Below are 13862 nucleotides of genomic sequence, written 5' to 3'. Positions count from 1 at the left end.
TATGCACCCCCTATTATTCAATTTTTATTCTTGGGTCAATTACTGCGTAAAGTATATCAACAACAAAATTAGAAAGTACTAAGAAGGTAGCATCTAAAGTTACAAAACCTATTATCACGGTGTAATCTCTGTTTGTTATGCTTGTAATGAATTCTCGGCCCATACCTGGGATACCAAACAGCCCTTCAATTACAAAGCTACCAGTTAAAACAGCAGCAAGAAGTGGTCCAATATAAGTTACAATAGGAATTAATGAGTTTCTTAAAGCATGTTTATATATAACTGCATTTTTAGAAAGTCCCTTAGCCCTTGCAACTCTAATATAATCCGTCCTTATAACATCAAGTAAAGCCGACCTTCCAAGTCTTGCAACAAAGGCCATCGAAGATGCTCCAAGAGCAATTGACGGAAGAACATAATCCATAGGAGATTCAAGCCCTATGGCATGAAATATACCCATCCTTATTGCGAATACATAAATCATTAGTGTCGCAATTACAAAACTTGGTACCGTAATTCCAATGGTTGAAATAAACATACATAATTTATCCGGCCATTTTCCTTGATGGAGGGCTGCAACTATTCCTAGATATACACCTAATACCATAGCAAACCCTACAGAAACCACACCTAATCTAGCAGAAACCGGAAGAGAATATCCTATAATTTCATTAACTGTTCTTCCTTCATATGTCATTGAAGGACCTAGGTCCCCATGCGAAAGATTTTTTAGATACATAGTGTATTGTTTAAATACAGGTTTGTCCAAACCAAATTTCTTGTTCAAATTCTCTAAAACCTGTGGATTAAGCTTTTTTTCACCAGAAAATGGTCCGCCAGGCATTAATCGCATTAAGAAAAAAGTTATTGTGATAACGACGAAGATTGTAATCACAGTTGAAAATAGTCTTTTAACAAAGAAATTTAACATCTTTTGCCCCCCCATCTTATAATGATAGTGTAAACACTATCTTTACTTTTTTTATATAAATCCTTGAATTTGCAAGGATTTAAGTTGTTTTTAAAATAAAAAAACAATGCCCCCCTCTATTTGATATAATTGTTGTATCTGAACTCAACAAAATACCAAAAGGAAGGTGTCATTGTGAGTACAATTATATCAATGTTAGTTACCTATAATCAAGTATTACTTTCTCAAATTAAACAATTACTTATTTTTATTGCTAAAAATATACCGCTAAAAGTTCCAAAATACGATATGACAAGTCCTAAATATAAAAAACTTACTGTAGACAAATTGCCTACTATCAAAACTTTTGAAAAGCTTAATTATAATCAACTATTAGATGAGTATAAAACCTCTCATGGTAAGGATAAAAAACCTGTCAATTCTCGTGGTAAATATCCAGTATCCCCAGAGACCATCTGCCCTCAATGTGGCGCTCCGCACATCTATATCTACGATAACGCTGGAGGCCGTGGGCAGCTTTGGTGCAAAGTTTGTGATCTGCATTTCAACAAAAATAAGGTTAATTTTAAAACTGAGAGCTTCCTTTGCCCATTTTGTGGACACTCTTTAAGTAAGAAGAAGGACCGTAAAAACTTTTATATCCATAAATGTGTTAATAAAAAATGTAATTATTACCTGAATTCTCTTTCAAGGCTTTCTCTTGAAGATATTAAAGAATACAAGAAAGATAAGCACAGATTTAAACTGCATTACATTTATCGTGAGTTTACAACGAATTATTTTGATGTAGATTTATCTTCTATGCCAAAAGGTGCTACTAGCCTAAATTTCAGAAATTTTTCGTCTCATGTAATGGGCCTATGTCTAACATATAACATTAATTTAGGATTATCTACACGCCGTACGGCGCTTGCTCTTTGGGAAATACATGGAGTTAAAATATCTCATGTCATGGTTAGCAGATACGCCGTCACAGCTGCCGCTTTAGTTAAACCCTTTGTCGATAATTATGACTATAAGCCTACTGATTACCTCGCTGCTGATGAAACTTATACTAAAGTCAAAGGAGTCCATCAATATGTTTGGCTTGTTATGGACGCTATCAAGAAATCAATTTTAGGATACCAAGCGTCTTTTAGCCGTGATACTGGCCCTTGCATTTTGACTATGCGTATGGCTTTCGATAAGTTCAAAGAGTTTCCCGGCAAGTCACTTAAATTCGTTGCTGATGGCTATACTGCATATAAGCTTGCTGAGCAACAGTTTAAACTTAACGGCATGGACTTCGATGTAATCCAAGTAATTGGTCTTACTAACTCTGATCCTATTTCAACCGAATATCGTTGGCTTAAACAAATAATAGAGCGTCTCAACAGAACATTTAAATTTTCCTATAGGGTTACAAATGGCTTTGGTAGTGAAGAAGGTTCCAACACGCACTTGGCGTTGTTTGTAGCATATTACAACTTTCTCCGCCCACATAGCTACGCTTATTGGGGACCATTGAACTCAATCCCTGAACTTGAAAAGATTTCTACTATGCCAGCAAAATGGCAAAAGTTAATCGAACTTTCACAGCAACTTATAATAGAAAAACAGGTTGTATAAGTGAATTTACCTTTTAATATAGTTTGAATTTTCTTACCCGGCAGGGTTCCGTAAAAAAGGAACAATCTGATTAGGTATATTTTTGCTGACTTTTTTTATTTACCAAAAAAATTACAAGGTTTTGATGAAGACAAAACTAATATTTCATTCCTTTAAGGTATATTTTCACTTTTCAAGGTGCAATTTAAATTCCAAAATTTTTAATCTTGTTTTTTCATAGATTAGTTAACACTATCCTTATAATATTGGTACTTTTCTTCCCCCTTATATAAACACTAATCTTGTTTTTTGAATTATAGCTTATTATCTTACCTTTATTAATTTTAAGAATACAAGATTGTCTCGTTGTTGAAAGATTCGAATTACTTACACTATTGAAGTTGCTCCGGATAAATATTTCATTTTAAAATATTTTCATGTAACTATTCCGTTATCAAATCATTTGATTTATCCGATTTTTTTTAACATGTCCATTTTACAACAATAAAATAATTAAATATATTATTCATATATCTTTTATATTCCTTCATATTTCATAGCCATCTTAACCTTTATAAATGCTGATTTGAAAAATATTCACAGTATTATTTTGCACTATCGTAGGTCCGCCCCTTTAATCTTATTTTAAGTATAATAATATTTTTCCAGAAGTCAATGTATTTTTTGTAAGTAAATCCATATATTATCCATATTTTATTTGTGATTCCTTCATGTTTTTTATATATTTTGTATGTTTTGTAAAATACATCAGTATATATAACAGGTTTCATTATGAAAATAAATTCATAGTAATCTATATTTCTATTTATGAAAAAGGAATTAATAATAGAATTAAACTAATGAAATATATTTTTATATGTTTCATTTATTTTAATAGTTGGCCACCTCTAAATTAGATTCACCTTTTTTCACTTATCTTATAGTAGATCAAATTAGAGAATCTTTTCTCCAGTTCTTTATCAATACACCTTGCATAATTATTGGTATGCTGAACTCACACCATTCATTTTTTTCAATATTCCAACTTTTTATTTGTATGGTAAAAACAAAAAAAACTATAGAATAGACTTTTCAAGTGTCTATTCTATAGTTTATCTTGCTTTTTTAAAGATTATTTCAAGTTTTCTATACTTTTAATTACTAAATCATACATTTCTTTATATTTTTCGCCCTTAGCTTTTTCCTCATCAACCACTTCAATTGGAGCTTTAGCTGTGAATCTTTCATTACAAAGCTTTTTCTCTACTCTATCTATTTCTTTTTTTAGTTTTTCTTTTTCTTTATTTAATCTTTCTAATTCTTTTTCTAAGTCTACAAGCTCAAGTAATGGCATATATACCTGCGCGCCCTTAGTTACTACTGTAACTACATTTTCTGGGGCTTCGGCTTTTGTAGCTAGAAACTTAACCTCACTAGCTGATGCAAGTTTTTGAAAATAAACCATACCTTCCTCAAATGCTTCTTTTGCCTCTGTAGCATATATAAATACTTTAGCTTTTCTTGAAGGTGCTACATTCATATCCGATCTAGCATTTCTTACGTCTTTTATCGCTTCTATGATATAATTCATATTTTCTTCAGCTTTTTCATCTTTAAGAGCATCGTCATACTCTGGCCACTTAGAAATCGTTATAGATTCATACTCATTATCTAAGTGAGTATAAATTTCTTCTGTTATAAATGGCATAACAGGATGAAGTAATTTAAGCCCAGTTTTTAATACATTGTTTAATACATTTAATGCGATGCCTTTAGCCTCTCCATCTTCTGCGTATAATACTGGTTTAACAAGTTCAATATACCAATCACAGAATTCTGTCCACATGAAATCATGAGTCTTTTGAAGCGCTATCCCTATTTCATATTTCTCAATATTTTCTGTAACTTCTTTTATTACAGTGTTCATTCTTGATAATATCCATTTGTCTGCAACAGTGTAATTTTTATTATCTTTATATTTCTCCATTAATTCGCAATTATTGTTCATCATAACAAATCTAGAAGCATTCCAAATTTTATTAGCAAAGTTTCTAGCTGCTTCAACTCTTGACTCATAGAACCTTATATCACTGCCTGGAGAGTTTCCTGTTGCGAGCGAAAACCTTAACGCATCTGAACCATATTGGTCTATTACGTCTAATGGATCAATACCATTTCCCAGTGACTTAGACATTTTTCTTCCTTGATCATCTCTAACCATTCCATGTATTACTACTGTTTCAAATGGCACTTCCCCTAAATTATAAATCCCTGAAAAAATCATTCTTGCTACCCAGAAGAATATAATATCATATCCAGTTACTAAAACACTTGTTGGATAGAACTGTTTTAAATCCTCTGTGTTATTTGGAAAGCCAAGTGTTGAGAAAGGCCACAATGCTGAACTAAACCAAGTATCAAGCACATCTTTATCTTGATTAAGATTTGTACTATTACATTTACTGCAACTTGTTGGCGCATTAACTGTAACTATAATTTCCCCACAATCTTTGCAATACCATACTGGTATTCTATGTCCCCACCATAACTGTCTTGATATACACCAATCTTGAATATTCTCCATCCAATTGAAGTATGTTTTTTCAAATCTTTCAGGAACAAATTTAGTTTTATTTTCCCGTACAGCCTCTATAGCTGGTTTTGCAAGTGATTTCATTTTAACATACCATTGTTTTGATAACATTGGTTCTACAGTGGTTTTACACCTATCATGAGTACCTACATTATGAGCGTGGTCTTTTATTTTAACAAGTAGTCCTGCATTATGTAAATCTTCTACCATGACCTTTCTTGCGTCATATTTATCAAGACCTGAATATTTTCCATAACCCTCGCATATAGCTGCATTTTCATCCAAAACCACTATTTCTGGAAGATTATGTCTTTTTCCTACTTGGTAATCATTAGGATCATGTGCTGGAGTAATTTTAACTGCGCCTGTTCCAAACTCTATATCAACATAATCATCTGCAATTATTGGTATTTCTCTATTTACTAGAGGTAGCATTATTTTTTTTCCTACTAAATGTGTATACCGTGGATCTTTAGGATTTACAGCTACCGCCGTATCTCCAAGCATAGTTTCCGGCCTCGTGGTAGCTATTTCTAAAAACTCATCGCTACCTATTATTGGATATTTAACATGCCAGAAGTGCCCCTCTTGTTCTTCAAACTCTATTTCAGCATCTGAAATTGCCGTCATGCATTTTGGGCACCAATTTGTTATCCTATTGCCTTGGTATATTAGTCCATCCTTATATAATTTAACGAAAACTTCTCTTACTGCATGGTTTAAGTTTTCATCCATAGTAAAGCTTTCCCTAGTAAAATCAACAGAACATCCCATTTTCTTTATTTGTCCTCTTATTTTTTCTCTATATTCATTAGTCCACTCCCAAACTTTTTCAAGGAAGGCTTCTCTTCCCATTTCTTTTTTCTTAAGCCCTTTTTTTAAAAGTTCATTTTCAACCTTTACTTCTGTTGCAATACTAGCATGGTCCTCACCAGGAAGCCACAAGGTATTGTACCCTTGCATTCTTTTAGTTCTTATTAGAATATCTTGAAGAGTATTATCAAGAGCATGCCCTAAATGTAATTTTCCTGTAATGTTTGGTGGGGGCATTACTATTGTAAATGGTTTTTTATCTTTATCAACGGTTGGAGTAAAAAATCCTTTTTCTTCCCACCATGCGTAAAGTCGTTCTTCAAACTCTTTTGGATCATAATTCTTAGCAATATTATTATTTTCTTCCATTATTAACTCCTCCTAAACAATAATTAGTATGTCAATTTATTTTAGCAATAAATTTCAAACAATAAAAAAAGAGCCTTCGTCTATAAAAGGACGAAAAGCTCGCGGTACCACCTTTTTTCCTACAATTTTGCAGGCTCTTTAAAATTTAACGATTAAGAAAACCGTCTTTGCCATCTACTCATAATTACATGAATTGGCAAAGAAGCTCCGAAGCTACCTTCAAGGTTTTTCATATAGAAGATCTTACAGCCTCTGGATCTTCCTCTCTTAATATTATTTTCCCCTACTCCTCTTCATCTACGCTTTTGAATGTTTTATGAAATTATTATCTAGTTGTTCAATTATTATTCACTTGTCTTTCATTTATTGTATACCTCTTAATTTACATATGTCAAGGTATTTCATTTTTGAATTTAAAATGTCACATCTACACGCTCTTTCATATTATATAATTATAGCAACTATATAATATGGAGGTATCTATGAAGCTTAAAAAAATTTCGATTTTTTCCCTGTTTCTTTCTTTCGCCTTGATAACCACCTTATTTTCCGGCTGTAAAAAGAAACCTAGTGATGCTTTAGTCAAAGTAAAATTAAGTGAAGTAGTTCGTTCTATTTTCTATGCCCCTATGTATGCAGCTATTTCTCAAGGCTTCTTTAAAGAAGAGGGTATGGAAATCAACCTTTCAACTGGGCAAGGAGCGGACAAAACTATGCAGCAGGTATTAAGCAAATCTGTAGATATAGGTTTCTGTGGACCTGAGCAAGTTATTTACATCTATAATCAACACCGAGAAGACTATCCTGTTATTTTTGCACAATTAACACAGAAAGATGGATCTTTCTTAGTAGGCAGAAATGCTGAAGCGAATTTCAAATGGGAATCCTTAAAGGGTAAAACTGTAATAGGAGGAAGACCTGGCGGCGTACCTGAAATGGCTTTTGAGTATGTCTTAAAAAATCATGGTATTAAACCAGTTATTGATATAAATCTTGTTACAAACCTCGCTTTCACAGCTACGTCCGGTGCTTTCAAGGGCGGAGCAGGTAATTATGTTACTCTTTTTGAACCTAGTGCTAGTATGATGAAAAAAGATAATTCTGGACATATTGTAGCCTCCATCGGAGCGTCCGCTGGAACCATACCTTATACATGTTTTTTTTCCACAAAATCTTATATAGAAAAAAATCCAGAAATGGTTCAAAAATTCACTAATGCAATATATAAAGGTCAAAAATGGGTAAGTAGTCATTCCGATAAAGAAGTAATGACTTCAATTAAATCTTATTTCCCTGGCGCAGATGAGGCTGTTCTTACTTCATCCATTAAAAACTATAGAGATATAAATGCTTTTGCGCCGAACCCAATATTAAAATCAGATGACTTAACAAAGCTTATGGATATAATACAATCTTATAACGCAGCGTTAATTCCCGAAAGACCATCTTTTAATAAAATCGTCAACAATTCCTTTAGCGACAAAGCCGTAAAAGACTTAAAATAAAAAGTAAAAAAGTATACATTACTATTAATGCATTCACTTCGCTAAGAACTACTAATTTTATTTTTAATTAATTTGCTAAAAAACATAAACTCGCTGTCGCTCAAACATATGTTTTTCTGAGCGTTTCTTAATTAAAAATAAAATAAGGGGTTCTAAAGCTAGTTTCAATGCATTATACGTAATATATACTTTTTTTTGCGCATAAAAATATTTGTTATTTATTTTAGTATACCCTTATTATGCAACTACCCCAATATGTGTCTAAGAGGAATGTCATATAAAGAAACTATTACTTCTCTACAATCGCCCCAAAAGTCTTTTAGACTTTATCTTAGATAAAAATTTGTATGGTGAGAAAGAAGATAAAGCTGGATATTATTATGAAGCTAAATTGAAGTTTATTTCTACTAATGGGAAGGCTGAACGAACTGATACAGCAAAAGGATATATAGGGCTTTTAAACGAAAATGGTAAGTGGAAGGTATTTGTTTACAAATCAGAAGCAGACCCAAAATTATATATTGAGCTAATGAAAAGAAATAAAGAATAATATTAATATATAAATTAAGGGAAGTCCCAAATAAAATGGCTTCCCTCTTGAATTGTTATTTTAATATACCCTATTATACCATTTTTCTAAGATATAGAGATATATTTAGTGTAAATATATCTTTACACTCAGTAATATTTTCTTTATAATATAAGTAAAGATATCTTTACTTATTGATTGGAGGGCTACAAATGAGGGTGATAAATCATATTCGTGAAATTCGTCAAGAAAAGATGATAACACAAGTTAAAATGGCAGAAGATTTACAAGTTACGAGGCAAACTATAAATGCAATTGAGAAAAATAAATATAATCCCAGTTTGGAGTTAGCACTAAAATTAATACAGTATTTTGATGTGCCAATTGAGGAATTATTTTATTTAGGAAAATCAAAGGGGGAATAACTATGAAAAATAAAAAATTGCAAATCTTTGGTTGGGTGTTTATCATGTTATGTATGATGATAGGTGGTTTTTGGGGTATGTATATTTTTGGTGAAGACCCTATTGAATATGTTATGCCTATTATAGGTGGGTTAGCATTCGGAAATATCATAACTTTGATTTTATATAAGTGGAATAAAAAAAGAAATGGTAATATTCCAGATGCTGATGAACGAACTCTGCTACTTTTGAAACGTTATCTTATGATTGTACTTTACGTTGTTCTTTTGGGTAGTGGGGCTATTTTACTTATTCTATATTCAATGGGTGTTCATTCTATTGAAACTGGTATGTTGATCGTATATATGATGGTATTATATATATTAATTGGGGTTGGTGCTGTTATAACAAAATGGTTATAAATCAGATAATTAATTCATTCCATAAAAAAAGTTATCCACAAATAAGGTAAGTACGGTTGTTTTGCTAAAATTCAAAGGCCTATTTTAAAATTTAGGCCGGTTCTTCGTTTTCCATAATGTACCATTTATCTTTTTAACCGTAAATGTTATTTGTATATCTTTTGAACCACCTACAGATTTATTGAACTAAACCGCTAACAGCGGTGGCAGACAAGTGCTAATTAGGTTAGTTTAATTTTCACTTAAATAAAATAGAAAGAAATATCCTAGTTACTAAGATACTTCTTTCTTATAATAGACACTTCCTATAAACTTTTATTGTCGAAATAAAAAATAAGGGAGTGTTATTATTTATGTCAGAATTAAGAGAAAGATTGAAAATGGATATGGAACTAAGGGGTTATAGCCCTGGAAGCATAAAAGCCTATACCAATCATGTTAGTAACTTTGCTAAATTTTATAATAAATCACCAAAGTTTTTAGGTGAAAAAGAAATACGCGATTATTTACACTATTGTATCACGAAAAAAAAATTAAGTGAATGTACTGTTAATTATATTAACTCAAGCCTTAAATTTTTTTATACTAAAACGTTAGATAGGAATTGGAACAGTAATAAAATTGTGAGGCTTAAAGAACCAAAGAGATTACCTTCTGTTTTATCTCCGGAGGAAGTTAACTCTATTTTTGACGTTACTGAAAACCTTAAACATAAGGCAATTCTCATGACGGTTTACTCCGCAGGATTAAGGGTCAGTGAAGTTTGTAATCTAAAAATAAAAGATATTGATAGTAAAAATATGCAAATACTAATAAGACAGGGTAAAGGTAAAAAAGATAGGTATTCCTTGTTATCAAAAGTAAATCTTGAAGTTCTCAGAGAGTATTGGAAAAGATATCACCCTACGGAATATTTATTTTCTGGAAGTGGTGGCACTGGAGCTATAAGTCATCGTAGTGTTCAAAGAATGCTAGAAAAATCTATAAAAAAGACTAGAATCACTAAGAAAGCATCTATTCATACACTTCGCCATAGTTTTGCCACTCATTTGTTAGATGATGGAACAGATATATGTTATATCCAAAGGTTGTTAGGACATACTCAAATAAATACTACAACTATCTATTTACATCTTAGGAGGCTGGATTTACTTAATATAAAAAGTCCATTGGATTCACTTCTAGATAAAAAAGGTGAACAAGATGATTGAGATTCAAGACATATTTAATCAATTTGGTGATGAATATAGAAGAAATCATAAGCTGCCGCTACATATTTTAAAAACTATGATTGCTATTGAGTCTTGTAGAACAGCGGAACTCGGTGGTCATGTGGATGAGTGTAATGAATGTGGGCACATAAGAATATCTTATAATTCTTGTAGAAATAGGCATTGTCCTAAATGCCAAACTTTAGCCAAAGAAAGATGGCTTCAAAAAAGAAAAGAAGATTTATTACCCGTAGGGTATTTTCATATAGTTTTTACTATACCACAAGAACTCAACTTTATAACACTTACAAACCAAAAGGAAATGTATTCTATACTATTTAACTCTGTTTCTGAAACTCTACTTGAACTATCAAGAGATAAAAAATATTTAGGAGCGGAAATTGGTTTTATGAGTATCCTTCATACGTGGGGTCAAAACCTTATGAATCATCCTCATATTCATTGTATAGTTCCAAGCGGTGGATTAACTTTTGATGGTACAAGATGGATAAACTCAAAGAAAGATTTTTTTATTCCGGTGAAAGTTTTATCAAGAAAATTTAGAGGTAAATTCTTATTTTATCTTAAAAAAGCTTATTATAATAATGCTCTTAAATATACTACCGGGATTCAGGAATTAACAGAAAAACATATATTTCAGAGTTTCATAGATAAGTTATATAAAAAAGAATGGGTTGTATACTGTAAGCCCCCCTTCGGGAGTGCAGAGCACGTGCTTGAGTACCTTGGTAGATATTCTCATCGAGTAGCTATATCCAATCATAGAATTATAAATTTGGAAAATGGCTATGTAACATTTAAGTGGAAAGATTATAGAGACCATAATAAAGAAAAATTTATGACTCTTACAGTAGACGAATTTATGAGAAGATTTTTCATGCATGTTTTACCAAGAAAGTTTGTTAAAATTAGACACTATGGAATATTAAGCAATAGAAATAGATCAACCAAACTTCAAAAATGCAAAGAACTTACAGGCGCAGTACAAAATAAAAAACAAGATCTAGAAGTTAAGTTAAGTGTAGCAGAACTTCTTTTTAAGCTGACAGGAATAGATATAAATATTTGTCCTTGCTGTGATAAAGGTGAAATGGTTACAAAAGAGAAGTTGAATCGCCAAAATTATTCTCCACCAGAAGAAATAAATAAAATAGCATAAAATCTTTATTTAGGGGAGGGGGAAATTACGTCTATTTTTAGAAGAGAATCTAAAATTCTAAGAATTATTGATATAATTGTGGAAATTATATCAATAATCTTAATGTTAAAGCTAATTTCAGAAAGAGGTGAATGATTGAATCTCCATAGTAGAGCTAACGCGACATCGTTCAATAGTTCGTTTCAGACATTGAGCAACTTTCGTAGCTATCATCGTTTAAGTATATACTTAAGGTGATAGCTTTTGTCGGCTCAACATCTGAATCCGAGCCTGTTCATTTTGCGAATCAAATATATAAACTGAATAAATCATTTTCACATAAACTATAAATCTATAAGTATACAATATAATAAACTATGATTTGAATAACTGAGGTTTTATTGTTATATTAATATGATGAATAATAATCTATATAAGTAATTATAGTATGTGCTATCCCAAAAATCGTTAGTGGTACAATAGCAAATAGATTGTGAAGCCATATTTCTGCTAAAATGAAATAAATTACAGGAAAAACAGCCATTGATATAATCATAATAAAATTAGTACCTATTGTAAAATATGCTATCCAAAATCCATAGTATGATAATAATATTATTAACATAAAAATTGTATATCCACATAATATTGGAGAAACTTTCTTACTGACCCCAAATATCAAAAGTGCAAAAAATATCGTTTGACTGCCATGCTCAATAATATCTAATAAGAGATGTTTATTGGTTACTACCGTCGAACCATTTGGATCCTTCAATATAAAAAAGAGAATATTCGGTAGCATAGGTAATATAAAGACTATTAACCCTTTCCATGAGAATCCTATGTTATTTTGTAAAATCTCCATTACTTTATCCATATTATTCTCCCTTCTCCAAATGTTCTAAGATTTCCTTACTCCAATCAATATATAACTTTGCCTGACGTATGCCTAGATTTAATACATAAAGTATATGCTTATGATTATTATGTATTTCTATGTCTCTATTTAACTGCACATCAAACAAATTAAATAATTCCAACTTTTGTTCTGATTGTTCTTTAAACCGAATAATATGTTTTCGCATTTCCTCCACATTTTTCTCATTTGATAAAAACATTTTTAAAAGGAATTCACTTCTAGAAGTGTCTTTTTCATTATCTGCTTCCATCCATTGCCTTATCTCTTTTTCCCCTTCGGGAGTCACTTTATATCTTATTTTTTCACGTTTTATTTTTCCGTTTGATTCGTTGTTAGAAAACTCAATTAATCCTTCTTCTATCATCTTTCTAAGTTCTGGATATATTTGCCCAAAGCTCTCCTGCCAGAAGAATGACATTCGTATATCTATAATTTTTTTCATTTCATATCCGCTTAGCTCTTCTTCCTGAAGAAGTCCAAGTAATACATACCTTGTTTTTTTCACTTATGTCCTCCCCTTTATTTCACTTGTTAAAATCAATTTTCTAATATTTTGTCTTTTCATAGTTGATCCCCCATTATTATATCTTTAAGATATGTATCTTTTAGTTATATATCTTAAAGATATAATAATACGAAAATTTGAGTATGTCAATTCTAATAAACAAAATAAATTTATTAATGGTGCACTTCTATATGAGAAAATACTTGTTAAAATTAAGATTTAATACAATATAACTACACTTAGATATAGTTATAACAAAACGCTATGATAAAATCATTGCGTTTTATTTGAATGGCACTCATCCTTATTTTCTAAAAATCCTCCTGCAATGCTTACTAGTTCATTCTCAAGATCTTTTTCAATTTGTGAATTATGCAAAAATATTACCTTAATAAAATTACTTCTTTCAAACTCTTCTTCCTCTTCTATTCTTTTTAATTCTGGAAAATCATCCAATGTTCATTTTCTTCTGAAATCTGCAATTAACATATAGGAAATAATTTCACCGTAAAAGTCATCTTTTAGCGTATATGCTTCAAAGTTATTTAATTTTATTGGTTTCATTTTTTCCTCCAAATAATAAATTATAATTCTACACAAAATGTATTATAAATCAGATAATTAATTCATTCCATAAAAAAAGAAGGTATTACCCCTCTCTTATATTCCATATTCTTTTATGTGTCTATATCAATAAATTCCATACTTTTTCATCATAATACATTGTGTGGAATATGATGATTTGAATATTTTTTCTTGGATTATGCTAACAAAAGTATATATTGCGTAAAATGCATTTGAACTAGCCTTAGTGATTCTTAATTTATTTTAATTACAGATGGGTGAAGAAAAATATATGTTTGAGCGTAAGCGAGTTTGTATTTTTTAGCAACTGTAAATAAAATAGATTTTAGA

12 protein-coding genes and 1 other annotated feature are annotated in these 13862 nt (G+C 31.0%); of the genes, 7 read left to right on the top strand and 5 right to left on the bottom strand.

The window, feature by feature from the left end:
• Positions 1-13 precede the first annotated feature (13 nt).
• Positions 14-931: an ABC transporter permease gene (locus tag ACWJJT_RS15535; RefSeq protein WP_216303284.1), complete on the bottom strand. Its 918-nt coding sequence runs from the start codon at positions 929-931 to the stop codon at positions 14-16.
• Positions 932-1105: 174 nt separating this feature from the next.
• Between ACWJJT_RS15535 and ACWJJT_RS15530 the strand changes: the two genes are divergently transcribed.
• A complete protein-coding gene (locus ACWJJT_RS15530) occupies positions 1106-2539 on the top strand; it encodes a DDE-type integrase/transposase/recombinase (protein WP_258280699.1) in 1434 nt (477 codons plus the stop codon).
• Between the two features lie 1111 nt (positions 2540-3650).
• Here the strand turns inward: ACWJJT_RS15530 and ACWJJT_RS15525 are convergent.
• On the bottom strand, positions 3651-6293 hold the full coding sequence (locus ACWJJT_RS15525) for a valine--tRNA ligase (RefSeq protein WP_462955339.1): 2643 nt from the start codon (positions 6291-6293) through the stop codon (positions 3651-3653).
• 83 nt (positions 6294-6376) lie between these two features.
• Positions 6377-6602: a binding site (T-box leader), on the bottom strand.
• A 173-nt stretch (positions 6603-6775) separates the two neighbouring features.
• Here ACWJJT_RS15525 and ACWJJT_RS15520 point away from each other — a divergent pair.
• From ACWJJT_RS15520 to ACWJJT_RS15495, 6 genes are all read left to right on the top strand, one after another.
• Entirely contained in the window at positions 6776-7798 is a 1023-nt protein-coding gene (locus ACWJJT_RS15520) for an ABC transporter substrate-binding protein (RefSeq protein ID WP_462955338.1), read from the top strand.
• Between the two features lie 343 nt (positions 7799-8141).
• Entirely contained in the window at positions 8142-8348 is a 207-nt protein-coding gene (locus ACWJJT_RS15515; RefSeq protein WP_462955337.1) for a hypothetical protein, read from the top strand.
• A 191-nt stretch (positions 8349-8539) separates the two neighbouring features.
• The gene (locus tag ACWJJT_RS15510; RefSeq protein WP_216302022.1) at positions 8540-8752 is read left to right on the top strand and encodes a helix-turn-helix transcriptional regulator; all 213 of its coding nucleotides are present in this window, start codon (positions 8540-8542) and stop codon (positions 8750-8752) included.
• Between the two features lie 2 nt (positions 8753-8754).
• Positions 8755-9153 (top strand): hypothetical protein, encoded by a 399-nt coding sequence (locus ACWJJT_RS15505; protein ID WP_216302021.1) that lies wholly within the window; start codon positions 8755-8757, stop codon positions 9151-9153.
• A 353-nt stretch (positions 9154-9506) separates the two neighbouring features.
• Positions 9507-10364, top strand: a complete 858-nt coding sequence (xerA, locus tag ACWJJT_RS15500; protein ID WP_462955336.1) for a site-specific tyrosine recombinase/integron integrase — start codon at positions 9507-9509, stop codon at positions 10362-10364.
• A complete protein-coding gene (locus ACWJJT_RS15495; RefSeq protein ID WP_462955335.1) occupies positions 10357-11544 on the top strand; it encodes an IS91 family transposase in 1188 nt (395 codons plus the stop codon). Before xerA ends, ACWJJT_RS15495 begins: the two co-directional genes overlap by 8 nt.
• Before the next feature lie 388 nt (positions 11545-11932).
• On the opposite strand, the gene ACWJJT_RS15490 is transcribed toward ACWJJT_RS15495, so the two are convergent.
• The 3 genes from ACWJJT_RS15490 to ACWJJT_RS15480 form a co-directional block, all read right to left on the bottom strand.
• Positions 11933-12400 (bottom strand): hypothetical protein, encoded by a 468-nt coding sequence (locus ACWJJT_RS15490; RefSeq protein WP_216302020.1) that lies wholly within the window; start codon positions 12398-12400, stop codon positions 11933-11935.
• Position 12401: 1 nt separating this feature from the next.
• Positions 12402-12947 (bottom strand): PadR family transcriptional regulator, encoded by a 546-nt coding sequence (locus ACWJJT_RS15485; protein ID WP_216302019.1) that lies wholly within the window; start codon positions 12945-12947, stop codon positions 12402-12404.
• Positions 12948-13220: 273 nt separating this feature from the next.
• Entirely contained in the window at positions 13221-13403 is a 183-nt protein-coding gene (locus ACWJJT_RS15480) for a hypothetical protein (protein ID WP_216302018.1), read from the bottom strand.
• Positions 13404-13862: the final 459 nt, after the last annotated feature.

It is taken from the genome of Clostridium sp. CM041 (genome assembly GCF_055081035.1).
The sequence above is the reverse complement of the archived record's forward strand: the minus strand, read 5'-3'. Positions and strand labels throughout refer to the sequence as shown.